This window comes from Brevibacillus sp. MCWH (genome assembly GCF_013096935.1).
Lineage (GTDB): Bacteria > Bacillota > Bacilli > Brevibacillales > Brevibacillaceae > Brevibacillus > Brevibacillus aydinogluensis.
This window is the reverse complement of sequence record NZ_SDLF01000008.1, coordinates 75,211-101,564: the sequence shown is the minus strand read 5'-3', so window position 1 is coordinate 101,564 and position 26,354 is coordinate 75,211. Positions and strand designations below refer to the sequence as shown.

The 26,354-nt window shown below is 58.1% G+C and carries 23 protein-coding genes and 1 other annotated feature; of the genes, 19 read left to right on the top strand and 4 right to left on the bottom strand.

From position 1 onward, the window contains the following. Positions 1-11: 11 nt before the first annotated feature. Entirely contained in the window at positions 12-1,568 is a 1,557-nt protein-coding gene (gene gntK, locus ETC00_RS09695) for a gluconokinase (RefSeq protein WP_171565796.1), read from the top strand. A gap of 15 nt (positions 1,569-1,583) precedes the next feature. Further along, positions 1,584-2,912, top strand: a complete 1,329-nt coding sequence (locus tag ETC00_RS09690; RefSeq protein WP_171565795.1) for a GntP family permease — start codon at positions 1,584-1,586, stop codon at positions 2,910-2,912. Between the two features lie 96 nt (positions 2,913-3,008). Here the strand turns inward: ETC00_RS09690 and ETC00_RS09685 are convergent, their stop codons facing one another. Then, a complete protein-coding gene (locus ETC00_RS09685) occupies positions 3,009-3,893 on the bottom strand; it encodes a LysR family transcriptional regulator (RefSeq protein WP_171565794.1) in 885 nt (294 codons plus the stop codon). A gap of 142 nt (positions 3,894-4,035) precedes the next feature. On the opposite strand from ETC00_RS09685, the gene ETC00_RS09680 reads away from it, so the two are divergent. The 4 genes from ETC00_RS09680 (at position 4,036) to ETC00_RS09665 (ending at position 7,707) form a co-directional block, all read left to right on the top strand. Continuing rightward, positions 4,036-5,334, top strand: coding sequence for an NCS2 family permease (locus ETC00_RS09680; protein ID WP_171565793.1), 1,299 nt, complete (start codon positions 4,036-4,038; stop codon positions 5,332-5,334). Between the two features lie 172 nt (positions 5,335-5,506). After that, a complete protein-coding gene (locus ETC00_RS09675; RefSeq protein ID WP_311837793.1) occupies positions 5,507-6,025 on the top strand; it encodes a ferritin-like domain-containing protein in 519 nt (172 codons plus the stop codon). 297 nt (positions 6,026-6,322) lie between these two features. Beyond that, entirely contained in the window at positions 6,323-7,132 is an 810-nt protein-coding gene (locus ETC00_RS09670; RefSeq protein ID WP_171565792.1) for a (2Fe-2S)-binding protein, read from the top strand. A 164-nt stretch (positions 7,133-7,296) separates the two neighbouring features. Then, the gene (locus ETC00_RS09665) at positions 7,297-7,707 is read left to right on the top strand and encodes a Gmad2 immunoglobulin-like domain-containing protein (protein ID WP_171565791.1); all 411 of its coding nucleotides are present in this window, start codon (positions 7,297-7,299) and stop codon (positions 7,705-7,707) included. Positions 7,708-7,915: 208 nt separating this feature from the next. Here the strand turns inward: ETC00_RS09665 and ETC00_RS09660 are convergent, their stop codons facing one another. Both ETC00_RS09660 and trpS read right to left on the bottom strand, forming a co-directional pair. Then, positions 7,916-9,607 carry a hypothetical protein gene (locus ETC00_RS09660; RefSeq protein WP_171565790.1) on the bottom strand — a complete coding sequence of 564 codons (1,692 nt, stop codon included), beginning with the start codon at positions 9,605-9,607 and terminating at the stop codon, positions 7,916-7,918. Positions 9,608-9,831: 224 nt separating this feature from the next. Continuing rightward, positions 9,832-10,818: a tryptophan--tRNA ligase gene (gene trpS / locus ETC00_RS09655; RefSeq protein ID WP_171565789.1), complete on the bottom strand. Its 987-nt coding sequence runs from the start codon at positions 10,816-10,818 to the stop codon at positions 9,832-9,834. A gap of 69 nt (positions 10,819-10,887) precedes the next feature. Then, positions 10,888-11,161: a binding site (T-box leader), on the bottom strand. A 686-nt stretch (positions 11,162-11,847) separates the two neighbouring features. Between trpS and ETC00_RS09645 the strand changes: the two genes are divergently transcribed. The 6 genes from ETC00_RS09645 to ETC00_RS09620 all read left to right on the top strand — a co-directional run bounded on the left by ETC00_RS09645 (position 11,848) and on the right by ETC00_RS09620 (position 16,916). After that, complete coding sequence (locus tag ETC00_RS09645; protein ID WP_171565787.1) at positions 11,848-13,026, top strand: M20 family metallopeptidase; 1,179 nt, start codon at positions 11,848-11,850, stop codon at positions 13,024-13,026. Between the two features lie 140 nt (positions 13,027-13,166). After that, entirely contained in the window at positions 13,167-13,367 is a 201-nt protein-coding gene (locus ETC00_RS09640; RefSeq protein ID WP_171565786.1) for a DUF3311 domain-containing protein, read from the top strand. Further along, positions 13,364-14,839: a sodium:solute symporter family protein gene (locus tag ETC00_RS09635; protein ID WP_171565785.1), complete on the top strand. Its 1,476-nt coding sequence runs from the start codon at positions 13,364-13,366 to the stop codon at positions 14,837-14,839. The genes ETC00_RS09640 and ETC00_RS09635 overlap by 4 nt, the downstream gene beginning before the upstream one ends. Positions 14,840-14,918: 79 nt before the next feature. Beyond that, complete coding sequence (locus ETC00_RS09630) at positions 14,919-15,611, top strand: metal-dependent hydrolase (protein ID WP_171565784.1); 693 nt, start codon at positions 14,919-14,921, stop codon at positions 15,609-15,611. A gap of 240 nt (positions 15,612-15,851) precedes the next feature. Next, complete coding sequence (locus tag ETC00_RS09625; protein ID WP_171565783.1) at positions 15,852-16,694, top strand: SPFH domain-containing protein; 843 nt, start codon at positions 15,852-15,854, stop codon at positions 16,692-16,694. A 21-nt stretch (positions 16,695-16,715) separates the two neighbouring features. Then, positions 16,716-16,916 carry a type II toxin-antitoxin system antitoxin gene (locus ETC00_RS09620; RefSeq protein ID WP_171565782.1) on the top strand — a complete coding sequence of 67 codons (201 nt, stop codon included), beginning with the start codon at positions 16,716-16,718 and terminating at the stop codon, positions 16,914-16,916. Between the two features lie 124 nt (positions 16,917-17,040). Here the strand turns inward: ETC00_RS09620 and ETC00_RS09615 are convergent, their stop codons facing one another. After that, positions 17,041-18,333: an amidohydrolase gene (locus ETC00_RS09615; RefSeq protein WP_171565781.1), complete on the bottom strand. Its 1,293-nt coding sequence runs from the start codon at positions 18,331-18,333 to the stop codon at positions 17,041-17,043. Positions 18,334-19,331: 998 nt separating this feature from the next. Here ETC00_RS09615 and ETC00_RS09610 point away from each other — a divergent pair. From ETC00_RS09610 to murQ, 7 genes are all read left to right on the top strand, one after another. Beyond that, positions 19,332-20,183, top strand: a complete 852-nt coding sequence (locus ETC00_RS09610; RefSeq protein ID WP_171565780.1) for a MurR/RpiR family transcriptional regulator — start codon at positions 19,332-19,334, stop codon at positions 20,181-20,183. A 14-nt stretch (positions 20,184-20,197) separates the two neighbouring features. Then, entirely contained in the window at positions 20,198-21,241 is a 1,044-nt protein-coding gene (locus tag ETC00_RS09605; protein WP_171565779.1) for a serine hydrolase domain-containing protein, read from the top strand. 36 nt (positions 21,242-21,277) lie between these two features. Then, on the top strand, positions 21,278-22,570 hold the full coding sequence (locus tag ETC00_RS09600) for an ABC transporter substrate-binding protein (protein ID WP_171565778.1): 1,293 nt from the start codon (positions 21,278-21,280) through the stop codon (positions 22,568-22,570). 76 nt (positions 22,571-22,646) lie between these two features. After that, entirely contained in the window at positions 22,647-23,588 is a 942-nt protein-coding gene (locus tag ETC00_RS09595) for a carbohydrate ABC transporter permease (protein ID WP_171565777.1), read from the top strand. 25 nt (positions 23,589-23,613) lie between these two features. Beyond that, positions 23,614-24,438: a carbohydrate ABC transporter permease gene (locus ETC00_RS09590; protein ID WP_171565776.1), complete on the top strand. Its 825-nt coding sequence runs from the start codon at positions 23,614-23,616 to the stop codon at positions 24,436-24,438. Continuing rightward, the gene (locus ETC00_RS09585) at positions 24,425-25,414 is read left to right on the top strand and encodes an N-acetylglucosamine kinase (RefSeq protein ID WP_171565775.1); all 990 of its coding nucleotides are present in this window, start codon (positions 24,425-24,427) and stop codon (positions 25,412-25,414) included. The genes ETC00_RS09590 and ETC00_RS09585 overlap by 14 nt, the downstream gene beginning before the upstream one ends. Further along, entirely contained in the window at positions 25,395-26,303 is a 909-nt protein-coding gene (murQ, locus tag ETC00_RS09580) for an N-acetylmuramic acid 6-phosphate etherase (protein ID WP_171565774.1), read from the top strand. Before ETC00_RS09585 ends, murQ begins: the two co-directional genes overlap by 20 nt. Positions 26,304-26,354: the final 51 nt, after the last annotated feature.

The following is a 26,354-nucleotide window of genomic DNA, read 5'->3' as shown; positions in this document are numbered from 1 at the left end:
GTGAGACGATAATGAACGAGACGTATTTTATCGGACTGGACATCGGCACCACCAGCACAAAGGCGATTGTGTTCACACGCTCCGGTTCGATCAAGGGAACGGGGAATGTCGATTATCCCCTGCTCGTTCCGCAGCCTTCTTGGGCGGAACAGGAGCCGGACGCGATTTTTAACGCGGTCATTCAGGCACTCCGCCAGGCGATTGCCCAGGCCGGGGCAAAACAGTCGGACATCGCCGGCATCGGGTTCAGCACGGCCATGCACAGCCTGATCGCCGTAGACGACAGCGGCAATCCGCTGACCAATGTCATCATCTGGGCGGACAACCGCAGTGTGGAGCAGACGGAGCGCTTGAAACAGGACGGCACCGGTCACCGGATATACCTGGCCACCGGGACGCCGATCCATCCGATGTCTCCGCTGACCAAACTGATCTGGATGAGGGAGAAGGACCCCGATACGTTCCGCAAGGCGGCCAAGTTTCTCTCGATCAAGGAGTACGTGATTTATCGGCTCTTTGGCCAATACGTGGTCGATTATTCCATCGCGTCGGCCACGGGGCTGTTCAATCTGAAGCGGCTTGACTGGGACGAGGAGGCGCTGCATGTCGCCGGCATCTCTGCGCAGCAGTTGAGCGAGCCTGTTCCGACCACACACGTGCTGCGCGGCCTGGACAAGCGCTACGCGGACGAAATCGGCATCGATCCCGATACGCCGTTTGTCGTAGGGGCAAGTGACGGGGTGCTGGCCAACCTGGGTGTCGGCGCGATCGAGCCGGGTCAGGTGGCGATCACCATCGGCACGAGCGGCGCTGTGCGGACCGTTGTGCCGGAGCCGATTACGGATCAGAAGGGACGAACGTTTTGTTACGTCTTGACGGACAAGCACTGGGTAATCGGCGGTCCGACCAACAACGGGGGATTGATGCTGCGCTGGTTCCGCGATGAGTTTAGCTGGCCCGAAGTGGAAAAGGCCAAGGAATTGGGTGTCGATCCGTACGACGTGATGATTCAGGCGGCCAAGGACGTACCGGCCGGAGCGGAAGGCCTGCTGTTCCTGCCGTTTTTGTCCGGGGAGCGGGCGCCCTGGTGGAATCCGCAGGCGCGCGGGTCGTTTTTCGGCATCGGCCTGCACCACAAGCGGCAGCACTTTATCCGCGCCGTGCTGGAAGGGATTTTGTTCAGCGTGTACAGCGTGGGGATTGCCCTTCGCGACTTGGCCGGAGGTGCGCGGGAGATTCGCGCGTCCGGCGGCTTTGCCCGCTCCAAGGAGTGGCGGCAAATCATGGCGGACATGTTTGGGTATGAGGTATTGATTCCGGGAACCCATGAAAGTTCCAGTCTGGGGGCGGCCGTGCTGGCGATGCATGCTGTCGGTGCCATCCGCGACCTGTCCGAGGTAAACGATCTGCTGCGCATTGTTCACCGCCACGAGCCGGATCTGGAGCGCTCCGGCACCTATCTGGAGTTGTTTTACATTTACGAGCGGGTTTATCTCAACCTGCTTGAGGAATACAAGCTCATCGCCGACTTTCAACAACGGTCGAGAGCATCGCTTAACACTCGATAAAAAGGAGGGGTCATGATGCCGTTGCTCATCACCTTGCTGGCTATTCTCATCCTGCTTATTCTGATCACTCGATTCAAGGTAAACCCGTTCATTACCCTGTTGATCGTTTCCGGCTTTGTCGGGATCGCTTCGGGGATGCCGCTCGACAAAATCGTCGATTCCATCAAGGAAGGGATGGGCGGCACGCTTGGATTTATCGCTATCGTACTCGCACTGGGAACCATGCTGGGGAAAATGATGGCGGAGTCCGGCGGTGCAGAGCGGATCGCCCGTACGCTGATCAACCTGTTTGGCGAAAAGAACGTCCACTGGGCGATGATGTTCGTGGCGTTCATCGTTGGGATTCCTGTTTTCTTCCAGGTAGGCTTTGTGCTGCTGATTCCGCTTGTCTTCACCATCGCCCGTCAAACGGGCATGTCCCTGCTGAAGATTGGCATCCCGCTGATTGCCGGGCTGTCCATCGTGCACGGGATTGTTCCGCCCCATCCGGCGGCGATGGCGGCCGTCGATATTTTTCAAGCGGACGTGGGCAAAACGATTGTGTACTCCATTCTGGTTGGCCTCCCGTCGGCGATCGTCGCCGGGCCTCTCTACGGAAGCTGGATCAGCAAACGGATCAAGACCAGCATCTCCTCGGAGCTGGCGGCACAGTTGGCGGAACCGAAGCAGGACCGCGAACTTCCCGGGTTTGGCATTACCGTCTTTACGATTTTGCTTCCGGTCATCCTGATGCTGGGGGCGACCATCGCAGACGTTACGCTGCCGAAGGAACACGCGGTGCGCGTGTGGGCTGACTTCATCGGCAACCCGATCACGTCCCTGCTGATTGCAACCGTGATCTCGTTCTGGACGCTGGGCTTTGCCCGCGGATTTAACAAGGATGACATTCTGAAGTTCACCAACGACTGCCTGGCACCGACGGCCACCATTCTGCTGGTGATCGGGGCAGGCGGCGCGTTCAACAAAGTGCTGCTCAACAGCGGAGTGGGCGATTACATTGCCGATCTGGCCACGGCGTCGGCCATCTCCCCGATCTTCCTCGGATGGCTGATCGCGGCGCTGATCCGCGTTGCCACCGGTTCGGCGACGGTGTCCATGATGACCGCTGCGGGCATTGTCGCCCCGATTGCGCAGCAAATGCCCGGAGTCAGTCCGGAGCTGCTGGTGCTGGCCACCGGCGCGGGATCGCTCATCCTGTCTCACGTAAACGATTCCGGTTTCTGGCTGATCAAGGAATACTTCAACATGAGCGTTCAGGATACGTTGAAGTCCTGGACAGTCATGGAAACCATCCTGTCTGTCACGGCCATCATCCTGATCATGGGCTTGTCCCTGATTATCTGAGATATCAGGCGGTGCTATTCTGGAAACAGGAAGCACCGTGCGCCATCCCCCACTGCGCGTGGGGGATGTTTTTTTGTGGTCTGTGCATGACGCGGCCTACACGTCGGCTGTGGGGGCAAACATCCGGATGAATCGGCGGGCTGCCTTGGACAGATGGCGGCCGGTCTGCCAGACGACGGCAGCGGAGGAGGAAATGGAGGTGCCGGTAATCTCCAGACAGTCAAGCGTATCGCTGGCCTGGGTCTCCCAGGCGGAGCGGGGCACGATCGACGCTGCCACTCCGGCTCTCACCATGCTGACGATCAGCGAGATGTCAGGACATTCACAGATGACGTGTGGATTTACGCCCAGTCGGGAAAACTCCCGGACCAGCATCTCGTAGATACCCAGCCCCGGCGCGCTGGGCATGATCAGCGGATGATCGGCGATGTCCCGCATGTGGATCCGGCCGGTGCCGGCCAGCGGGGAGGAGTCGGGAACGATCAGCACGAACGGCTCCTCGTCCAGCGGGATGGTGGTGCAGCCGGACAGCGAATGAGGCAGGCGGACGATGGCGACTTCGATCGTCCGCCGCTCCAGCCACTGGCTCAGCAACTGCGTATCTCCTTTCCACACCTTGTAGATGATCAGCGGATACTGCTGCTGAAACCGGCGGATTTGTTCCGGCAGCCCGTAGGAGGAGAGAGCGCTTACGCCGATTGACAGCGTGCCGCGGATGCCGGCCCCGGTTTCCTGTACCTCTGCGATCGCTTCCTCCATCTGGTGCACGATGTTGAGTGCCTGCCGGTAGAGTGTGACGCCCGCCTCCGTCAGCTCGATTCGTTTTCCCACACGTTCCACCAGCGCGACGCCCAGTTCTTCTTCCATTTGCTTCAACTGCTGGCTGAGGGGCGGCTGGGCCATGCGCAATCGCTTGGCGGCCCCGGTAATCTGCCCTTCTTCGGCAATGGCGATAAAATAGCGCAACTGACGAATGTCCACCGCGCAAGCCTCCGTTTCTTCCATATTGTTTTCATATGGATATGAGATTGAATCAATATTTTTCATATCATACGAGCTATGATAGCATATGTCTCGGCAACAAAACATGAGAAGCAAGCGAAAAAAAGAAGGGACATGTAAAATGCGTACATGGTTGGATCACATCTTTCGTTTGCGTGCTTTTGACACGACCGTTCAACGGGAAATCACGGCCGGATGCATCGGCTTTGTCACAATCGTCTATATCGTCGCCGTCAACGCTTCGATCTTGCAGGACGCCGGAATTCCTCTGGAAGCCGGTATCCTGGCGACGGTGCTGACTGCGTTTGCCGGTTCGCTGCTGATGGCGTTCTGGGCCAACGCACCGATGATTCTGGTGCCGGGAATGGGCATCAACGCGCTGTTTACCTATACGCTGTGCCAGACGATGGGACTGCCCTGGCAGCAGGCGCTGGCCGCCGTCTTCCTCGCCGGGCTGCTGTTTTCCATCATCGCTTTCACACGGGCGGCGACTCTGCTGTCGGAGGCGATCCCCGTCTCGCTCAAAGAGGCGATCACGGTGGGGATCGGCTTGTTTCTCACCTTTATCGGGCTGCAGAAAGGGGGCTTGATCGTCACCAATCCCTCCACGTTTGTCGCCTTGGGCAATTTGGCCAGCCCGCAGGTGATCGTCACGCTGGCGACACTTGTCCTGACGCTGATTTTGTTCATCCGAAACGTGCCGGGAAACTTTCTGATCGGGATTGCTGCCGGGACGGTGATGGGGATGCTGGCGGGGTTGGTACAGCCGGAAACAGGCGGACTGGCCTCCTTGTCGCTGCACGAATACGGCCGGGTGTTCGCCGGCTTGTCCTTCTCCGGGGTGTGGACGCTGTCGTTCTGGGCCGCTGTGTTTTCGATGGCGATGGTGATCGTCTTTGAAAATATCGGCCTGCTGCACGGCCATACCGGAATGCTGGGCCAGCCGCAGAAGTTTCAACGCTCCCTGCAGGCGACTGCCGTGTCCACCGCCCTGAGCGGCATGCTGGGCACCAGCCCCACGGTGGCTTCGGTGGAATCGGCCGCCAGTATTGCCGCCGGAGGGAGAACCGGCCTGACCTCGCTGGTCACCGGCGTGCTCTTCCTGCTGACGCTGGTGTTCCTGCCGCTGGTCAAGCTGATTCCCGACAGCGCGATCGCGCCGGTGTTGATCATCATCGGCGGGCTGATGCTGCAACACGTGCAGAACATCAACCTGCGTGATTTCACCGAAGGCTTTCCATCCTTCCTGATCATCGCCCTGATTCCGCTGTCCTACAGCATCGTGGACGGGATCGCCTTTGGCTTCGTCGCCTATCCGCTGCTGAAACTCGCCCTCGGCAAACGCCGGGAGGTGCCGGCGCTGCTCTACGTGATCGCCGGGCTGTTCCTGCTGAACATGGTGCTGCCCTTTGTAGCGTAGTGCAATCCGCCAGCCGCGGCGAATCGTGTGACAGGCCAATCCGCACGTCTCTTTTCGTCGACAGCCGTCTTGCGCCAGCTGTGCGCGGGGCGGCTGTTCGTCGTGACAACCTGCTTTTGCCGTGTTCGGCAATTTCCATGCTCCTCTTGCCAGGAGGGCGCATATCTTGTAGGTGAATCACGACAAAGGAGACCAGATCGAGATGAGCGGATACTGGTATGGACCTTTTCAGTACACTTCTTACTTGCCCGTGCGGCTCGCCGCGCTGGAGGGGTACGATGAGCGGATGAAGGTCGTCCTCCGGATGTTGCAGGAAGGCATTGCGGGAGAGCGGCGGGATGAGCTGTTATACGACTTTCTGATCGAGCAAGCACCGACCGAGCAGGAAAAACAGGTGATTGCCGGCATCCGCGATGACGAGCGGAGACACCGCCGGCTGTTTCTCCAGATCTACGGCCAGTTGACCGGACAGCGTCCTGCGGCACACTATGAGATCGAGGCGCTGCAGCCTCCGGTGAGCTATCTGGACGGGATTGAGCAGGCCCTGTTTGGCGAATTGAAAACGTTCGAACGTTACCGCACGATCTATAAATACATGCTGCTGCAGTATCGGGATACCGTGTTTGAAATCATGACCGATGAGCTGAAGCATGCCAGCTATTACAACTGGCTGTACGCCAGAAACAGGTGACACAGCCGACGGCCGCCTCTGTTGGTTGGGAGCGGCTGACAATCCATACTGATGCGAAATAGCAAGCAAAACCGCCCGAAAACGGAGCGGTTTTTTTGCTTCCGGTGATGGCACGACGTACCCGCCGCACAGCAAGACCGGTTTTTCCGAAAAGCATCGGTCAAAGTGCGTATGCCCATCGTGCGTATTCGACTGTTGTAGGGCCCAGCAGCATGTAGTACAATACCCATGAATATGATAACAATTATCACTATCAATTATTGAACAGAAAATATGCCTGAACCGGAGATGATGAGCATGCAGCAAAGTGACTGTGACAAACTGGAACGGCACTTTTTTGTCAGCAGACGCGAGATGGACAATGCTGTCTGGTCCGGCCCCGCGTCCGAACTGTTGGAAACAGCACAAATGTCCAGCCTGATCAGTGTGTACGCCCGACTGCTCAAAGCAGCGGATCTGGCTCCTGCCGCCACCTTTTTCAGCGGGTGGCTGAGCGGACCGGCCCTGGCCGTCCAGTACGCGATGTCCGTCTGGAACAAGACGTTTGACCTGTCGCTGAACAACCTTAGCGTGCAGTTGTACAACCAGGACGGCTATTACCGGTTCTCGTTCATGCTCAACCGCTGGGCGGAGGAGGACGGGCCGGCCGATGAGGCAGCGAGAACAGAGTGGCGCAGCAGTGTGCTTCAAGATGTGTATGGAAACACGCTCAGGCCGCTTTTGGAGGCTGTTGCTGCTGCATCCGGGGTGCATGTCGGCCAATTATGGGGACAGCTTCCGGCCCGATATCATTACGAACGGAACGAATGGCTCAAGGCGGCGGAGCATGAGCTGTTGCGCCGCCGGATCGCTGACGACTTCCGTTTTTTGACCGAGCAGCTTGACCCGCAGGTGTTCGGCCAAGCGAAAAATCCGTTGGGGGTGAAGCTGCGGCTGATCGAAGACCTGTGCGATTCCGAGCGGCACGTCAGCATAAAAAGCGCCTGCTGTCTCTACTACCGCACGGAGGGTGGCCGTTACTGCTACACCTGTCCGCGTCTGAAAGAAGCAAAGCGGGCGGAGATGAGAGCCAGCATGAGAGCGGAGGCGGCTCAGACGAAGGCCTAACGCCATTGACAGACGGCTGTCATCCGCGAAAGAGTCGCCACTGCATCGGCCGTCTTTTCCTTGCGGGTGCAAAACGGGTATTTTTTCCTGAAACGATGCGCTGCGGACGCCGTCTAACCTTATAAAGAAAATGTAAACAGCCCACCATGAATCGAGGGGATACCATGCGCGCGTTGCTTGTGCTCTGCCTGCTGGTCGGGCTGCTCCTTGGCTGCACGGCGTCGAAAGAGAAGCCGAACGACCAGGCCCAACCCGGCAGGGAGCCCATTACGGCACCATCGGATCAACCGCCCGCCACGGCTCCGTCCGACCAGCCAAACGATGCCGTTCCTGCACAGCCGGATGACGGACAAACACAATACGAAAATGACCGGTTTCAAGGCGTAACGGTGAAAACGACAAACGAACATACGTATGAAGTAAAAGGAAAAGCGCGTGTATTTGAGGGCGTCGTTCACTACGTCGTCGAGGACGGTCACAATGAACTGGCGGCGGGGGTGACTCAGGCGTCCGCCGGGGCGCCGGAGTGGGGAGAGTTTCACTTTACGCTTTCCGTGAAGAAGGAGAATCCCTGATGTCTATGTGGCAGATGACACGTGCGCACCGCACGGGTCTCAGTGTGCAGACCAAGTGGCCGGTTTCGAGGAGAACACGTTTCCGTCATCCTCGTGTCAGCAGGTCGATGCAAAGCCCCGTTCACAGCGATACGGGCCTTTCGGATGCCAGAAACGTCACCCCCACCGGGAAGCTCCGGTGTGGGTGACTGTGTTAGCGGACAGCCGCTTAGTCCTTGGCTGTCTTCCAGTATTCGTATGCGTGGACGGCATTCCCCTTGTACGACGGGTGCTCTGCCAAGAGATTGGGCAGTTTTTCGAGCTGACGCATCATTTCCGCTTTCCCTTCCTCGTGGAACGTGATGTGTTCTCCTTCTCCGCTTTCCTTCATTTCCACGGCGATGATCAGCTTCTTGTTCAACTCGTCGGCAAATCTCAATTCATCCTTGGACACGGCGGCGATGCCACCCGGTCCTTCGGCGTAGTCGCGAAAAGCCATCAGCGTCACATGGTCCAGCCGGGCGATTACCCATTTGCTGAAAGGGGTTCCGGGGTCGTCCGGGACGTCAAACTGATCCAGCCAGACGGCCAGGTCGCAGCTTGTCTCCAGGTTGGAATCCCGTTTCGTCTCTTCCACGAACGCGTCGAGATTGCTCATCCACTGCCGCAGCACCTCGTCTCTGTCCTCCCGCCAGACGGGCATGACGTAGGGCTCAATGTCCAGATGGATGCCGCGGAACTTCTGATTGGGAGCGACATTTTGATTGTAGCCTTTCACGTAGCGGACCAACTTCAGCATCCGCTCCCGGTACTGCTCCAGGGCCCAGATCGGGTGTCCGCCCATCGCGTGCACCTCGATTCCAGCTTCCGTTGCCTTTTCCACAAAATCGGCGTACGCCTCGTAGGGCTGCTCCAGGTCCAGCCGCACGTACAGCAAATTGATTCCCTGCTCTTTGGAAAAGGCGAGAATCTCGTCCCCTTCGGTAATCGCGTGCTCGGCGTGCCATATGTACGTGCCGAGCAGCGGCTTCGTCGTCGAGTCCGTATGCTTGATCATGTTTCGCCAGTAGCGGTAATCGTGAACCGCGACGCCGGTGAAAGACGAATGTCTGCCCAGCCGCGATGTCACTTCGGCGAGCTGAGCGTCCATCTCTTCCGCGCCCACCCCAAAAAACGTCGTGTGCGGCTCATGCGGCATCTCTTTTGTGTTGACGGCAATGATCACCTGTTTGCCGAGGGCGTCCGCCGCCTCCATCTCGTTCTTGACGATCGCTTCGATGCCATTGGAGCCGTCCACCTTGTTGCGGTACGCCATCAGGGTGACGTGGTCAAATGTGTCGATCATCCATGTGCTGAACGGCATATCGGCTGTTCCCGGCACCGGAAATTGATCGAACCAGGCGGCCATGTCGGTGCCCACTTCCAGACCGTTCTCCTCTCGGGCTGCGGTCACAAACGCTTCGATGTTTCCCATCCATTGTTTCAGTACGGCGGGTTGATCGTCGTACCACTCGTCAAGCAGGTACGGCTCGATGTCCAGGTGCACCCCCCGGATGCGTTCCACCTGGTCCACTGTGCGGTTGTATCGTTTTACCCAGTCCACGAGGCCGAGCATTCGCTCCCGGTCGACAGTAAGCGCCCAGCGCGGATGTCCGCCCAAGGCGTGCACGTCGATACCGGCCAACTGAGCCTCCCGGATGAACGGACGGTAGTAGTCAAAGGGCTTGTCCCTGTCGATGCGCAGATAGATCAGATTGATCCCTTGGTTTTTGGCAAAGTCAAGAATTTTTTGGCGTTGGGTGTCGATCAGCTCTGCCTGCCAGATCCAGGTTGCTTTTTTCCCCTTGTCGGGCGACGAAAAGCCGACCAGAAAACCGGCAGCCAGACAGAGTAACAGGTAGAGAAAACGAGCTGGTTGCATGGCAAGATCCTCCGTTGAGTAGTTGGTGCGTACAGGCCACTTGTCAAGCGAAAGAACTGCTATCGCTCGGGGGGGATTTACACTTTTCCCATCTTATTACAAGGGAAAAAGCAGCTACAAGTGAACATTAGCCTACTTTCGGGTATGAAAAAACGAACATAAAAAAACAGGCTGTCCCGAAAGACAGCCTTTTGGCAGGGGAGTGTTCCCCGCATCCAATTTGTTTACAACCGGGCCATGCCCATGGCCTTTTCCACTTTGTGCAGCATCTGGTTGGCAACGCGGTTCGCCTTTTCGGCGCCGGCAGAGAGAATGGCGTCCAGTTCCGGCGAGTCGATCAGCTGGTGGTAGCGATCCTGGATCGGTCTCAGCGTCTCGATGACCACCTCGGCCAGATCGGTTTTAAAGACGCCGTAGCCTTTGCCGGCGTACATCTCTTCCAGCTCCTCCAGAGATTTGCCGGAGCAGAGCGAGTAGATGGTCAGCAAGTTGGAGATGGCCGGCTTGTTCTGCTTGTCGTAGCGGACGGCGTTGTCGGAATCGGTCTGCGCCCGCTTGATTTTTTTCGCGATTGTGTCCGGCTCGTCAAGCATGGAGATGTACGCGCCCTGGTTGGGATCGGATTTGCTCATTTTCTTGGTCCCGTCCTGCAGCGACATGATTCGCGCGCCCACTTCCGCCACGCGGATTTCCGGGATGGTGAAGATCTCGCCGTAGCGTTTGTTGAAGCGGATGGCCAGGTCGCGGGTCAGTTCCAGGTGTTGTTTCTGGTCCTCACCGACCGGGACGTAATGCGTGCCGTACAGGAGAATGTCGGCCGCCATCAGCGGCGGATAGGCCAGGAGGCCCGCCGGGATGGACTCGCCGCGCCCTTGGGATTTGTCCTTGTATTGGGTCATTCGCTCCAGTTCGCCCACGTAGGAGGTGCAGAGCATGATCCAGCCGAGCTTGGCGTGGGCCGGTACCTCCGATTGGATAAACAGGGTCACTTTCTCAGGGTCAAGGCCGACAGCCAGGTAGAGGGCGGCCAGGCGGCGAATGTTTTCGCGGAGCGCGGCCGGGTCCTGCGGAACGGTGATGGCGTGCTGGTCGACGATACAGAAGTAGCAGTTGAATTCATCCTGCAGCGGGACGAAGTGCTTCATCGCGCCCAGGTAGTTGCCCAGGGTGAGGATGCCGCTGGGCTGGATGCCGGAAAAGATGGTTTTCATTATTGGATTCGCTCCTTTCCAAATGTGACGATGAAGTTGAAGATCAATAAAAAAGGTCCATCCGCCCATAACAGGGACGGATGAACCGCGGTGCCACCCTTCTTATTTCAATCCACGACCGTGCCATATATGTGCGTGCTCGTGGTTGAAATCGCTTTGTTCCGTACCAGTGATACGGTGTCCGTTGTAACGTGCGGACGTTCACGCCGAAGCCTACTGCCGCCGGGCGGGTTCGGTCCGGAGCTCGGAAGCCCATTCAACATCCAGTTGACGCTGATTCGCACCAGCCATCAGCTCTCTTCAGTCTCCTGTGATGCCTACTCTTCTTCCTCATCGCCATGTACTTCCTCTTTGAGCTAACATTTTACCGATTGCCCGGCAAAAAATCAAGGGAGATCCCTTTTGGATCGACGAAAAGGGCGGTTGGGTTGGTTCGGTTCGGTTGGCCGGGAATTGCTCTTGGGGGCTGACGAAATGAACAAAAAACGGTGATTTTCGCATTGCTCGGCCTGTTCCTCTTGTCTTCTCCATTTATATATGTAAAAGGAACGTTGGTAAGTTTGGAGAAAAAGGTACGCCACTATCTCATTACCGAGAGAAATATTGATGAGAAGCTGATCGTTCGCATCGATGGCGTATTCGGGAAGCTTCCGGTCTTCGGTGCAGAGGTGGTTTTTGCAGATGAACCTGATGTAAGATACTATTACACGGAAAGAAACGGGAAAATAATCCCTTTACAGCCATCGTTTAAACACAGAGGATATAAATACAAACACAAATAAGTCCCCAGGCGCTGGCTGGTACTATCCCATCTTCGCTCAATGGTTCTAGACGGCCTCGCCCTGACACCACGACTGCATGCAGCTGTATACCAGCAAAGAGGAATGCGGATACGGCGCCAACGCGCTGTACCGAACCGTACTGTCACCGAGTGAATTGACATAATTATTGAAAAATACGGAATGTGAGCTCCCTTGACCAGCGCAAGCCGTCTGCAAGGGGGGCGCACATCACAAGGAGGCATGAATGATGACGACAACAGCGACGTTAAACGACGCGGTGGAACAAATCAAGGAGCAGGTGATCGCGTGGAGGCGCTATCTGCACCAGTATCCGGAGCTGTCTTTCCACGAGGAACAGACGGCCCAATTCGTATACGATACACTCCTGTCGTTTGGCAACCTGGAGGTGCATCGTCCGACGAAGACCAGCGTCATGGCACGGCTGATCGGCTCCCAGCCGGGGCGGGTCCTGGCGATGCGGGCAGACATGGATGCCCTGCCGATTACCGAAGAAAACACGTTTGATTTTGCCTCGAAAAATCCGGGCGTCATGCACGCCTGCGGACACGACGGCCACACGGCGATGCTGCTTGGGACAGCCAAGATTTTGTCGGGGATGAAAGACCGGATCAAAGGCGAGGTGCGTTTTCTGTTCCAGCACGCAGAAGAACTGTACCCCGGCGGAGCGGAAGAAATGGTGCAGGCGGGCGTGATGGACGGCGTCGACGTAGTGATCGGCACGCACTTGTGGTCGCCGCTGGAGTATGGCAAAGTCGGCATTTGTCCCGGGCCGATGATGGCTGCACCGGACACGTTCTGGATCACGGTCCTGGGTAAAGGGGGCCACGCTGCTCTGCCCCACCAGACCGTCGACAGCATCGCGATTGCCGCACAGGTGGTGACCAACCTGCAGCACATCGTCTCCCGCAATACCGATCCGCTGGACAACCTGGTCGTTTCCGTCACCCAGTTTGTCGGCGGCACCATGCACAACGTAATTCCGGGATCGGTCAGCATCTGCGGTACGGTGCGCAGCTTCGACCAGAAACTGCGCGAGTCTGTCCCGGCCCTGATGGAGCGGGTGGTTAAAGGGATTACGGAAGCGCACGGCGCCTCGTACGAGTTCAAGTACGAGTTTGGCTACCGTCCGGTCATCAACGACGCCGACGTGACCAGGCTGATGGAGGAAGTGGTGGTGGAGACGCTGGGTCCCCAATGGGTGGAGCATATCAAGCCAAACATGGGCGGCGAGGATTTCTCCGCCTTCCAGCAAAAAGCGCCGGGCTGCTTCTTCTACGTGGGTGCCGGCAACAAGGAGAAAGGCATTATCTACCCGCATCACCATCCGCGCTTTACCGTGGACGAGGATGCGCTGCAGGTGGGCGTGAAGTTGTTTGTCAACGCTGCCCGCAAAATCGTGATGTGACCGTTCCCTGGCGATGGCTTGCTTGTCCGCCGCTCCGCCAGGCGGCGGCAGCACCTCTTGACGGGAACACCCATGCGCAGATTGACACAGTCTGAATCGCACAGGTTCGAACAGAAACGGAAGGGAGAGGTAAGGGTCCCATGAAGGTGATTCATGTATTGGCGTTGCTGCCGTTTATCGGCATTCTCGCCTGCATCCCGCTGGTTAACCGCGTCACCCCATACGTGTTCGGTCTGCCGTTTCTCCTCTTTTGGGTCGTCATGTGGGTCGTGCTCACATCGGTGATCATGGCAGTCGTGTACAAACTGGACCCGGCGAACAGGGAGGAGGATGCAAAATGAACGCCGCGCTGCTGGTCATTTTCGCCTTTCTGGCGCTTTCTCTCTACCTCGGCATCCGGGCGCGCAAAGGCAAGGACATGAATCTGGAGCAGTGGACAGTGGGGGGGCGCGGCTTCGGCACCATTTTGGTCTTTCTCCTGATGGCGGGGGAAATCTATACCACGTTTACATTCCTCGGCGGCAGCGGCTGGGCCTACAGCAAGGGCGGCCCGACGTTCTACATCATCGCGTACGGCGCGCTGGCCTACGTTCTCTCCTACTGGCTGCTCCCCGCCATCTGGCGCTATGCCAAGGAGCACAAGCTGGTCTCCCAGTCGGACTTTTTCGTCAGCAAGTACAACAGCCCGTATCTGGGCATCCTGGTCTCGCTCGTCGGCGTGGCGGCGATGATTCCCTATCTGGTGCTGCAGCTCCAGGGCCTGGGGATCATCGTGTCGGAAGCGTCGTACGGCAGTATCTCCCGTCAGGCGGCCATCTGGATCGGGACCATCGCCGTCACCTTGTACGTCATGGTCTCGGGCATTCACGGCTCCGCCTGGACAGCGATGCTCAAGGACATCATGATTCTGTTTGTCGTCGTCTTTCTCGGTCTCTATCTGCCATTCCACTACTACGGCGGCATTCAGCCGATGTTTGAAGCGGTGGAAGCGGCGATGCCCGGATTTCTCGCCCTGCCGGAGAGCGGCATGAGCCCCTCCTGGTTTATCTCCACGGTGCTTCTGACCGTGCTGGGCTTCTACATGTGGCCGCACACGTTCGGTTCCTCCTACTCGGCGGAAAACGAGCGGGTGTTCCGAAAAAATGCGATCATCATGCCGCTCTACTCGCTGGTGCTGCTGTTTGTGTTTTTTGTAGGGTTTGCCGCCATTCTGCAGGTGCCCGGTCTGAAGGGGGCGGACGGCGACCTGTCGCTCCTGCGCCTGTCCATCCAGACGTTTGACCCGTGGTTTGTCGGCGTGATCGGGGCAGCGGGCCTGCTGACCGCCATCGTGCCAGGGTCGATGATCCTGATGGCCGCCTCCACGCTGCTGGCGAAAAACGTGTACAAGGTGTTCGCCCCGCAGGCGAGCGACGCGCAGATTTCCAAGCTGGCCAAGTACCTGGTGCCGGTGGTGGCGCTCATCTCCCTCTACTTTACGTTTGAAGGCGGCAGTGCAATTGTCGCGCTGCTCTTGATGGGGTACAGCCTGGTGACGCAGCTGTTTCCCGCTCTCTTGTTCAGTCTGATGAAGCGCAATGTGGTGACCAAACACGGGGCAGCGGCCGGCATTATCGCCGGGGTGGCCACGGTGGCTGCCATTACGCTGAGCGAGACCACGGTCGGCAGCCTGTTTCCCTTTTTGCCGCAGGCGATTCAGGATCTGAACGTCGGCATCGTCGCGCTGATCGTCAACGTCGTGGTGATGGTGGCAGTCAGCCTGGTGATGCGAAGCAGGAGCGCGATCGGCGACAAAAACGCGCATGCCGCGTAAGCGATTTGACATGGCTTTCATTCCCTTCTATCATCAGAGGGAAAGCAAGATCATTGTTGAGGGAAGGTAGGGAGATCACATGTTGGATATCCGGTATCACGGCCACTCCTGCGTACAGTTGACGAGTGGGGAACATTCGATCATCGTGGACCCGTTCATCTCCGGCAATCCGCTGGCGACGACCGCGCTGTCCGACATTCGCGTGCAGTACATCCTGCTGACGCACGGCCACCAGGATCACATCCTCGACGCCGTGGAGCTGGCCAAGCAGAACGATGCGACGATTATCGCCACTTTTGAACTGGCCAACTACCTGGCCTGGCAGGGCGCGAAGACGATGGCGCTCAATCTGGGCGGGTCGGCAGCGTTCCCGTTTGGCCGCGTAAAAATGACCCAGGCGTTCCACAGCTCAGGCATGGTCTACGACGAGGAGCAGCGGATCGTCTACCTGGGCATGCCCGGCGGGTTCATCGTGAACATCGGCGGCAAGACCGTGTACCACGCCGGAGATACCGGCCTGTTCGGCGACATGAAGCTGCTTGGGGAGCGCCACGACATCGACGTTGCCTTCCTGCCGATCGGGGATGTCTTCACGATGGGACCGGAAGACGCGGAAACGGCCGCCGAGTGGCTCAAGGCCAAGTTCGTCGTGCCCATTCACTACAATACGTTCCCGCCGATCCAGCAGGACGGAGAGGCGTTCATCGCCCGGCTGAAGGAAAAACGGATCGATGGACAGGCGCTGAAGCCGGGAGAAAGCATCCAATTGTAAACGCTTTGTGCAGACAAAAGCGGGCAGTGCGAACGAATGTGAAGCACGTCCAGTCAAACAGGCAGACACAGCCGTTCCTCCCTTTCAAACCGGGAGGGCGGCTTTTTTGTTTGTACCAATAGCAGGCGCAGCGGCATATGTGGCGTTATTTTCATGACATGTGCTGCTTTACATCTCTCATATCTAAATGATATACTTATGATATCACTTTAAAATCATTATAAAAAGGAGCGTGCGGAAATGACGGAAAAACAGACGTGGGCGCTGAATGGGTTTATCGGTTTGCTGCTGGAAGTCGTTCTTTTTGCATTGGGACTGTACTTCCTCAGCGAGGGCAGTCTGATCGGCGTCCTCTTTCTGCTGCTTGTCGCTGTGGGTATCTCGGGGTTCTTCATCGTACAGCCCAATGAAGCAAAGGTGCTCATCTTCTTTGGCCAATACTTGGGCAGCGTGCGCCGGAGCGGCTTTTGGTGGGGAACGCCGTTTACGATTCGTAAAAAGGTGTCGCTGCGCGTTCGCAACTTCAACAGCTCTAAGCTGAAGGTCAACGATGTGGAAGGAAATCCGATCGAGATTGCGGCCGTCGTCGTGTTTCGCGTGGTTGATTCCGCCAAAGCCTTGTTTGACGTAGACAATTACGAGACATTTGTGGAAATCCAAAGCGAAACGGCACTCCGACACATTGCCAGCAGCTATCCCTACGATACGTTTGAAGACATCAATGCCAGCTCACTGCGCGGCAATGCGGATGAGGTCGCGGCGGAACTGGCCCGCGAACTGCAGCAGCGGCTGCAAGTAGCCGGTGTTGAGGTGTTGGAGGCGCGCCTGACCCATCTGGCCTATGCGACGGAGATTGCGGGAGCGATGCTGCAGCGACAGCAGGCAGCCGCGATCATTGCCGCTCGGCAGAAGATCGTGGAAGGGGCTGTCGGCATGGTTCAAATGGCCGTCAACAAGCTCAAGGAAGACGGCGTGATCGACCTGGACGAAGAACGAAAGGCAGCCATGGTCAACAATCTGATGGTAGCCATTGTATCCGAACGGGAAGCTCATCCGGTCATCAATACGGGCACGATCTACTAGAGCAGATGCTGGTACAGGGATATGGCCAAAAAGAAGCAGTTTCCCTTGCGAATTGACATGCATCTGTACGAGGTGCTGGAACGGTGGGCGGCCGATGAATTCCGCAGCGTCAATGCCCATATTGAATTTCTGCTTCGTGAGTCCGCCAGACGCGCCGGCCGCCTCTCTTCTGGCGGCAAGGAACAGAAACATCCGGATGAGAACGACCAGGAACATGACTGATGCTTCCTGCCACGCGATCACGGCGGGCGTACCTGTATCCGCCAAGAAGTGTGTGGCACATACGAAACACAAGCCGTGCTCCCAATGGGGGACACGGCTTGTGTTTTTGCGTCCGTGCGTTTCGTCACAACCCCTGGACCAGTCTCGCCGCCCGCTTGGCCGCCTGTTTTTTGATCTCTTCCCAGGAGAGGGTAAGGAGTTCACGCCGCCGCATCATTATGCGGCCGTTGACGAATACGGTGTCGACGTCTCCGCCCTGGGCGCCGTAGGCGATCAGCGAGGCGATGTTGTGGACAGGCTGCAGGTGAGGCTTGTCGAGGTCGATCAGAATGAGGTCTGCCTTTTTGCCCGTTTCCAGAGTCCCTACCTCGTGGTCGATGCCCAGCAGTTTGGCGCTTTCGATCGTCGCCATGCGCAGCACCTGTTCGGCCGGCAGCCGGGTCGGGTCGCCGTAATCCAGCTTCTGCAGCCAGGTGGCGGCTTTGATCTCCGCAAACATGTCCAGCGTGGTGGCGCTGCCGGCGCCGTCCGTACCAAGGCCGACGGTGATGCCTTGCGCCAGCAGATCGGTCACCGGCGCAATTCCGCAGCCCAGCTTTAGGTTGCTGACGGGATTGTGGGCGACGCCGCCGCGCATGCCGCGCAGGTAGCCGATGTCTCGGCGCGTCAGGTGGACGGCGTGGGCCAAGAGGACATGATGGTGGTCGAACAGGCCGAGCTGGTACAGGTATTCGGTCGGGGTCTGTCCGTACTTGTCGCGGAGCTTGACCGTCTCCTCGATCGTTTCGGCCAGGTGGATGTGGATGGGCACGCGCCGCTCCCGAGCCAGTGCGATCACCTCCCGCAGCGGTTCGGGCGGGCAGGTATAGGGGGCGTGCGGGCCAAACATCGTGGTGATGCGTCCATCGCCAGCACCAGACCACTTTTCCACCAGGTCGATCCCTTCCTGCATCCGCTTGCCTCCGTCATCCTGGAGAAAGACCAGACCCCGGGTGAGCGAGGCCCGCATCCCGCTGTCCAGCACCGCCTGTCCCACCGCGTCCATGCAGACATACATGTCGGCAAACGCGGTCGTGCCGGAGCGGATCATCTCCGCTGCGGCGAGCAGCGTGCCCCAGTAGATGTCCTCTTCCGTCATCCGCGCTTCAGCGGGCAGCATCTTTTTCTCCAGCCAGTCCATCAGCTTCAGGTCGTCGGAAAAGCCGCGCATCAGGCACATGGCGGCGTGGTTGTGGGCGTTGATCAGGCCGGGCATCGCCGCCATTCCCCTGGCGTCAATCACCTCGTCTGCCTCACGGTCGATGACAGGGGCGACGCCGGCGATCCGCTCGCCCTCGATCAGGATGTCCCCCGCAAACGGTTGCTCTCCCTCCCGCATCGTCAGAATCGTGCAGCCTTTGAGCAGTGTCGTCTTCATCTGGACTCCCCTCCACGTAATGATGATGGTGTCGCTTTGAGCGTAAGGGTTGCCGTTGCGGAAAGGTCAAGAGGCGGAGAAAACTCATCGTATGATATCCCTTTTGTTATTGTCCCGAAAATTTTCATGGAGGATTGTCTATGTTCTATGTACCCTGCTAAAAATGCAATACATGGAATGATTTCCCGATGTTTTACAAACATGACTGATGCGGATTCGCGAGATAGGCATTTCAGTGCTGGGGTGATAGAAAAGCTTCATTTGAGGCAGGTTGGAAATGATGCAACGCATAGGGGACTTGAGGAACGGTAGATTCACGGCATCACGGGCTATATTTACGTTTATGCTGAACATATTTTTTATACTATTAGCTTATATGACCGATTTCATTTGTAACAGGTTGTCGAGAATTTCTCGACAACCATGATTTTTGTTTTTTAGCGATAGTTTCAGGTTTATTTTAATTTGAATGAAAGAATATAGATAATCATAAAAATAACGAAACTTACTATAGAAACTATTCTTCGTTTATTAAATTCCTTCTCATTTTTCTCGACAATCCATTTAATAGCTTCTAAGAAATTGTATATGGCAAGAACGAATAGGATCATCAGTATTCCTAAGTAATAAAATTCCACATTAATACCTCCCTTAGTGTTTTTTCTATCTTCCTCATTATGTAAATTTCCACCTATATATTACAAATGATATAACAAAAAAGTAAACCTGCTCGCATGTGCAGTAGTTTCATCCATTCCAAACAAATGCTTTTCCCCTTTGTCATAATATAGGTCAGCCTGCTTATCCCCTTTTGGATGTAGACGCATGCCTTCATCAAGTTTTTTAGGAAGTCCAAAGCGACAACGTCTTCGAGTGTTGCCCCTTTCCAACGGACATTTTTTTGCCGTTGTTGTAATATTGTTTAATAAACAGCGATTGACTTTAGAAATAAAATTACATAAAATAAAAGGGAAGTTTTGGTAGGAAGTGGTGTCGGGATGCTGAGCGGAGGTCTTGTCAGTCTGCAAGCAATGTTGGAAGAATTGAAGCCGTCCGAACGAAAAGTGGCCGATTTTATTCTCGCCCATCCGCATGAGGTGGTAAAGCTGTCGGTCCAGAAGCTGGCGGAGTTGAGCGGCGTTTCGGAAGCGACGATCATTCGCCTGGCGCGGACGCTGAACATGAAGGGATACCAGGAATTAAAGCTGAGAATCGCCGGGGATCTGAACAAGCAGTCGGAGTCGGACAGCTACCAGGAAATCATGATGGAGGGCAGCGTGGACTCGATCATGCAGGCGATCAGTTGGAACAACATCCAGTCGATCAAGGACACGCTTTCCGTCCTATCAGCCGAAGAGGTGGAGCGGGCGGCCGAAGCGCTGTCCCGGGCCCGCAAGATCGACGTGTACGGAGTAGGCGCTTCTGCCGTGATCGCGGAGGACATCAAGCAAAAGTTTTCCCGGATCAACCTCTGGTGCGAAGCGTATTCCGACTTTCACGCCCAGCTCACGTCGGCCGTCAACCTGACGGAGCGGGACGTGGCAATCGGCATCTCCTACTCGGGACAGACGGAAGACATCATTCAGTCGCTGACGGAGGCGAAACAGCAGGGGGCGACCATCATCACCCTGACCAAATTTGGGCTGTCTCCCGTCGCCGAGCTGGCCGACATCCGACTGTTCACCAGTTCGGTCGAAAAGAGTATCCGCAGCGGCGCCATGGCCTCCCGGATCGCCCAGTTGAACGTGATCGACATTGTGTTTATCGCCATGGTCTCCAGAAGGCATCAGGAAGTGATCCCGCTGCTGGAAAAAACGCGCCTGGCCGTGAGCCGGACCAAGCGGTCGTAGAGGAGGAAGCGAAGATGGAAAGCGTCAAGCGGCTGCTGGAGGAATGGGTGGAGCAGGGGTTGATACCAGGGGCCGCCTTGCGTGTCGTCAACAGGCGCGGCCTCCTCTTCGCCTGTGACGTGGGCCGGACCAGTCTGCCGGACGGACAGCCGGTGACGCCGGATACGCTGTTCGACCTCGCTTCGCTGACGAAAGTGACAGCCACCTTGCCTGCCGTTCTGCTGCTGCTGCAGGAGAGGCGGCTCGCCCTGGACGATCCCGTAGGCTGCTTCTTTCCCGACTGTCCGGCCGACAAGCGGGATATCACCATCGAGCAGCTCCTGACGCATACGGCGGGATTGGCTGCCGACACGGAAAAACGGCGCAGGGACGCTCACATTCCGCTGCCGGAGACGTTGTACGCGCTGCCGCTGCTGCATCCGCCCGGCGAACGCGTGGTGTACAGCGACCTGGGGATGATCTGGCTGGGGCTGCTCGTGGAGAAGCTGACCGGAGAGCCGCTGGACCGTTATGTCAAGCGGCGCCTGTTTGATCCGCTGGGCATGCGGCACACCTGCTTCCGTCCGGATCGGAAAATTTTTCGCAATATTGCGTCTACAGAGTGGTGCCGCTTGACCAACGGCTTCCTCACCGGTGAGGTGCACGACGAAAAAGCGTACGCGATGGGAGGAGTAGCCGGTCATGCCGGCTTGTTTGCCACCGCCGACGACCTGTGCCGCTATGCCATGATGTGGCTGGGCAGCGATCCGGCGCCGATCACCCCCAAATGGAGGGAGCAGGCCGTACGCTGCCGCACGGAGGGCAAGGGAGGAGCGAGGGGCCTGGGCTGGGAGGTGAACTGCGCCGGTGAGGGGCTGAGCTGCGGCTGTGGATTCAGCCGGAACAGCTTCGGCCACACCGGCTTTACCGGGACCAGCATGTGGATCGATCCGGAGCGCGGATGGGCCGTCATTCTCCTCACCAATGCCGTCCATCTTGGCCGCGATCACGCGCTCAGGCGCTTGCGGCCGATCCTGCACGATGCCGTCACGGCCCGGCTCATGCCGGACCTGACATAAATTGCAGTCAAGTGTACAAAAGGGGGAAGTTGGAGCATGAAGAGGTTCTGTTTGCACACAGCCGCTTCGGTTGTGCTGGCCGCCACGATGGCCCTGGCCGGATGCAGCGGCGGAGCAGAGACGACCAAACCGTCGGGCGAGCAGGGAGGGCAGGGCGACTCCGCGCAGGTGACGCTCACCATGAACAGTTGGCGCGTCGAGGACACAGAGGGGTACAAGAAGATCATCCAGGCGTTTGAAGCAGAGAACCCCGGCATCAAGATCGACTTCAAGCCGCTCAAGGCCACGGAGTACGACACGATCCTGAACACGGCCCTGCAGAGTGACAGCGGCCCCGACATCCTGCAGCTTCGGCCCTACGCGCCCGGCATCTCGCTGGCGGAAGCGGGCCATTTGGAGCCGCTTGACAATCTGCCCGGCATACGCGAGTTTCCCCAGGACGTCCTGGCAGCTGCCACAGGCAAAGACGGCAAGATATACGGCGTCCCGCTCTCGCTCAACTCGACGCAGATTTACTACAACAAAAAAATCTTCGACCAGTACGGGTTAAAGGAGCCGAAAAGCTGGGACGAACTGATCGCCACAGCCAAAACACTGAAGGAAAACGGCGTGGTGCCATTCGCGTTTGGCGCCAAGGAAGGATGGCTGCTCTCACTCAGCCACGGCGTGATCGCACCGGGAACCTACAACGGCAACGCGTTTGTTGACAAGCTGCTGAAAGGGGAGAGCACCTTTACCAGCCCTGAGTTTGTCAAATCGCTGCAGCGGATGCAGGAGCTGGTCCCTTATTTCCCGGAAAATTTCGTCGGCCTGGAACTGAATGACATCCGCACGATGTTTTTCACCGAAAAGGCGGCCATGTTCATCAATGGCAGCTTTGAGCTGGAAGGGCTGAAAAAGATGAACCCGGATCTGCCGATCGATTTCTTCCCGATGCCGACGGATGACGGCAGCAACGTTTTGACCACCTGGGTGGACGGCTCGTACGCAGTCAACGCCAAGTCCAAACACAAACAGGAGGCGCTGAAGTTTTTGGAGTTTATGACGACGAAAAAATTCGGCGAGCTGTTTGCAAGCGAGTTCAAACGGATCAGCGCCGTGCCCGGAGTGAGCACCGACGACCCGCTGGTGAACAAGATGGCGGAGATGTCGCAGAGCATCGCCACGCCGTATCTGATGGTGGTCCATTTTGCGGAAGGGAATCCGTCGACGAAAAAGACGCTGGAGAACGCCCTGCAGGGCATGTACCTCGGCAAATTGACGCCGGAGCAGGTGGCGCAAGAGGTGCAGAATTCAGCGGAAAAATGGTTCCCCGCTTTCAAGAAGTAGACATTTGTGGAAAATGGCGGCGGGGTGAGAGCGTGCTTGTTTCCGCTCCGCCGCCCTCATCAGGGGGTGGGTGAACATGAGCATAGCAAAGACACGGGCTGCCCGTTCAAAGGGAAAAGCGCGGTGGCTCGTCCACCTGTTTCCCCTTCCGGCTCTCGTGATTTACACATTGTTTGTCGTCTACCCGATCGTGTCTGCCTTCACCTACAGCTTGTACGAGTGGGAGGGCATTTCCAGAGGCGCCTACGTCGGCCTGAAAAACTTCATCACGCTGTTTCGGGTGGAGCCGTTTCAGGAAATGTTCTGGAATGCGTTTGGCCACAACGTCATCTACTTCGTGGTCGAGATGATTGTGCAAAACGGCATCGCCTTTGTGCTCGCCTTTCTCATCTACCGGAAGCTCAGGGGAGCCGGTTTCCTCAAGGTGGCCTATTTCCTCCCTCGACTCTTGTCCGTCATCGTGGTCGGCTTTTTGTGGAAACTGATTCTCAACCCCAACTACGGGGCGCTCAATACCTTGTTGCACAAGCTGGGCCTTTCGGAGTGGGCCAGGCCCTGGCTGGGAGACCCGGATACCGCCTTGTTGGCGATCATTCTCGTCAACTGCTGGTTTGGCATCGGGTTTGCGGTGCTGATCTTCCTCGCCGGGCTGCAGTCCATTCCCGAGGAGCTGATCGAGGCGGCCCGCTTGGACGGGGCGAGCGGCCTTCGCATGCTGGTGAAGATCATTCTTCCGCTCTGCATGCCTTCGATCACGATCATGACGATCTTTACCTTCATCCAGGCGTTCGAAGCGTTTGAACTGGTGTACGCCATGCAGGGGTCGATGGGCGAACCGTATTATTCCACCGACACGCTGGCCGTCTACTTTTACCGGTTGGCGTTCAGCGGGGCGGGAGGCGCCGGAGACATCTCCATTGGTCTGGGCTCGGCGCTTGCCATCGTCATCTTTTTCATCGTCGCATCCGTCTCAGCCCTCTCTCTCTACCTGATGCGGAAACGGGAAGTGCAGCACTGACGGAGCGGAAAGGAGGAGCAGTCTTGTGAAAACTGGCGTGGGCGTCCGGTCGCTGCAGTATGTGTTCGCCTATCTGTTTGCGCTGGTGGCGACGTACCCGATTGTGCTGATGATCGTCTCGTCGTTTAAAACCAATGTGGAGATTTTTTCTGATCCGCTCTCGCTGCCCCGCTCGTTCAGCCTGGAGACGTACCGCAAGCTGTGGGAGGCAGTGCCGTTTGGCCACTTTTTTTGGAACAGCATCGTTGTCAGCGTCGCCTCGGTCGTGCTGATCGCCCTCGTTTCGGCAATGGCCGCCTATTATCTGGCCCGGTTCTCGTTCCGCTGGACAGGGGTGCTGTACTTCTTCTTTCTGATCGGCTTGATGATCCCGATCAAGCTGGGGATTGTGCCGCTGTTCATGCTGATGAAAAAGCTGGGGCTGTTAAACTCCCTCTGGTCGCTGATTGTGATATACACGGCGAGCGGCATCCCGATCTCCGTGTTCATCCTCACCGGCTTTTTCCGCACGCTGCCGGTGGAACTGGAGGAGGCCGCCCGAATCGACGGCTGCAGCCACTTTCAAATCCTGTGGCGGGTGCTGCTGCCGCTGATTCGGCCCGCGCTCGGGACCGTGGTGATCATCAATTTTATCAGCGCCTGGAACGATTTCTTTTTTCCGCTGATCTTCATCCAGGAAGAGACGCTGAAGACGATCCCGGTGGGGATGATGGTGCTGTTCGGCGAGTACGAGACGGACTGGAGCCTGCTGTTTGCCGGCCTGACGCTCTCCGCCCTGCCGATGATCGTCGTGTTTCTCCTGGCGTCCAGGCAGTTCATGGAGGGGTTGACAGCCGGTGCGGTCAAGTGAACAGCGGCGCTGGTTTGTCGGCATCGACGGCGGCGGGAGCAAGACTACGGCGGCTGTCTGCGGTGCGGACGGGCAGATCGTCGCCCTGGCGATGGGAGAGGGAAGCAATCCGCTGTCGCGCCCCTGGCCGGAGGTGGAGGAGACGCTGCGCGCGTTGCTGCGCGACTGTTTCCAACAGGCGGGTGCGGCGGCACACGAGGTGGAAGGGCTGTTTTTCGGATTGGCCGGTGCCGACCGGCCGCAGGTGCAGACGCAGATTGCCAACGCGTTTCGAGCGGAGTGGGGAGAGCGGCTGCAGATCGACAACGATGCCGTGGCCGCACTCTACTCCGGCACCTGGGGCGAACCGGGCATCGTGCTGATTGCCGGCACCGGTTCCATCGCCTACGCGCTGACGGCGGATGGGAGCCGGCATCGCGTCGGAGGCTGGGGATATCTGGTCGGCGACGAGGGAAGCGGCTATGACCTGGGCCGGCAGGCGGTGGCGGCTGTGCTCCGGGCGTTTGACGGCCGCGGCGACCCGACGGCGCTGACCGGGATGCTGGTGTCGCACTACGGGGTGGAGGCGCCCGACCAACTGATCGCTCGATTGTACGGATCGCCCAATCCGCGCAGGGAATTGGCCGGGGCGGCCATCCTGGTGGACCGGGCGGCTGCCGCAGGAGACGAGGTGGCCGGACGGCTGGTGCGGCAGGCAGCCGCTTCGCTCGTGGAGCTGGCGGAGGCGTGTCGGGCCAAGGCTGGAGAGCGGCTGCCCGTAGTGCTGGCGGGCGGGTTGTTGGCATCTGATACGATGCTGCGCCGCGCCGTGCTGCAGATGGCCCGGTTTGAGGCGGTCCTGCCGGATGCGCCGCCGGTGACCGGTTGTCTGGCCGAGGCGCTGAGGCGGGCAGGCCTGTCAGTCAATGCAGCAGTCAGGAAAAATCTGTGCCGATACCATCCAGAGGGGGAAGCCAATGGGGGAGAACTTGTTTGAGCTCACAACGGAGATGCGCAACCAGGCGAGCGAGTCGCTGGATCAGATGTCCAGCCTGGAAATCGTGACGCTGATGAACGAAGAGGACAAAAAGGTGGCGCACGCCGTACAGTGTGTTCTGCCCGAGGTGGCACGGGCTGTGGACATGATCGCCGCCGCCCTGGAAGCAGGAGGGCGCCTCTTTTACTTCGGCGCCGGCACAAGCGGCCGGCTGGGGGTGCTGGATGCTGCGGAGTGTCCGCCCACCTTTGGCACTGATCCGCAAATGGTGCAGGGAATCATCGCCGGCGGGGAAGCAGCGTTGAAGGAAGCGATCGAAGGGGCGGAAGACTCGCCGGAGTTGGGAAAAGAAGACGTCCGCCGGTGCGGCGTCCGCGCCGGTGACGTAGTGGTGGGCATAGCCGCCAGCGGCCGAACGCCGTACGTGATCGGCGCGCTGGAAGAAGCCAAGGCGCGGGGGGCGGCCACCGTCTCCCTCTCCTGCAATCCCGATCCCGACATCAGCCAGGGCGTGGACGTCTCGATCAACATCGTCGTCGGCCCGGAAGTGGTGACCGGATCGACGCGGCTGAAGGCGGGGAGCGCCACCAAGATGGTGCTGAACATGCTGACGACGGCCAGCATGGTCCACCTGGGCAAAGTGTACGGCAACCTGATGGTCAACGTACAGGCGACCAACCACAAGCTGCGGGAGCGGGCCAAGCACATTGTCATGCAGGCAGCCGGCGTCAGCTACGCCGAGGCGGAGCAGTTGATCGCCGAAGCCGGCGGAGACGCCCGCGTGGCGATCGTGATGAAGCTCGCCGGCCTGTCGGCGGCGGAAGCGGCGGAGCGGCTGCGCCAGGCAGGCGGCAAGGTGCGGAACGCCATTGATCAAGCGAAGAAATAGACACACGAGACAGCGGCGCAGGCCGGTCCGGTGACACGGATCGCCTGCGCC

Bases quoted from the DNA above. Each gene is read 5' to 3' on its own strand.
- gntK (WP_171565796.1), top strand. From the start codon at position 12: ATGAACGAGACGTATTTTATCGGACTGGACATCGGCACCACCAGCACA.
- ETC00_RS09690 (WP_171565795.1), top strand. From the start codon at position 1,584: ATGCCGTTGCTCATCACCTTGCTGGCTATTCTCATCCTGCTTATTCTG.
- ETC00_RS09680 (WP_171565793.1), top strand. From the start codon at position 4,036: ATGCGTACATGGTTGGATCACATCTTTCGTTTGCGTGCTTTTGACACG.
- ETC00_RS09670 (WP_171565792.1), top strand. From the start codon at position 6,323: ATGCAGCAAAGTGACTGTGACAAACTGGAACGGCACTTTTTTGTCAGC.
- ETC00_RS09665 (WP_171565791.1), top strand. From the start codon at position 7,297: ATGCGCGCGTTGCTTGTGCTCTGCCTGCTGGTCGGGCTGCTCCTTGGC.
- ETC00_RS09660 (WP_171565790.1), bottom strand. From the start codon at position 9,607: ATGCAACCAGCTCGTTTTCTCTACCTGTTACTCTGTCTGGCTGCCGGT.
- trpS (WP_171565789.1), bottom strand. From the start codon at position 10,818: ATGAAAACCATCTTTTCCGGCATCCAGCCCAGCGGCATCCTCACCCTG.
- ETC00_RS09645 (WP_171565787.1), top strand. From the start codon at position 11,848: ATGACGACAACAGCGACGTTAAACGACGCGGTGGAACAAATCAAGGAG.
- ETC00_RS09640 (WP_171565786.1), top strand. From the start codon at position 13,167: ATGAAGGTGATTCATGTATTGGCGTTGCTGCCGTTTATCGGCATTCTC.
- ETC00_RS09635 (WP_171565785.1), top strand. From the start codon at position 13,364: ATGAACGCCGCGCTGCTGGTCATTTTCGCCTTTCTGGCGCTTTCTCTC.
- ETC00_RS09630 (WP_171565784.1), top strand. From the start codon at position 14,919: ATGTTGGATATCCGGTATCACGGCCACTCCTGCGTACAGTTGACGAGT.
- ETC00_RS09625 (WP_171565783.1), top strand. From the start codon at position 15,852: ATGACGGAAAAACAGACGTGGGCGCTGAATGGGTTTATCGGTTTGCTG.
- ETC00_RS09620 (WP_171565782.1), top strand. From the start codon at position 16,716: ATGGCCAAAAAGAAGCAGTTTCCCTTGCGAATTGACATGCATCTGTAC.
- ETC00_RS09615 (WP_171565781.1), bottom strand. From the start codon at position 18,333: ATGAAGACGACACTGCTCAAAGGCTGCACGATTCTGACGATGCGGGAG.
- ETC00_RS09610 (WP_171565780.1), top strand. From the start codon at position 19,332: ATGCTGAGCGGAGGTCTTGTCAGTCTGCAAGCAATGTTGGAAGAATTG.
- ETC00_RS09605 (WP_171565779.1), top strand. From the start codon at position 20,198: ATGGAAAGCGTCAAGCGGCTGCTGGAGGAATGGGTGGAGCAGGGGTTG.
- ETC00_RS09600 (WP_171565778.1), top strand. From the start codon at position 21,278: ATGAAGAGGTTCTGTTTGCACACAGCCGCTTCGGTTGTGCTGGCCGCC.
- ETC00_RS09595 (WP_171565777.1), top strand. From the start codon at position 22,647: ATGAGCATAGCAAAGACACGGGCTGCCCGTTCAAAGGGAAAAGCGCGG.
- murQ (WP_171565774.1), top strand. From the start codon at position 25,395: ATGGGGGAGAACTTGTTTGAGCTCACAACGGAGATGCGCAACCAGGCG.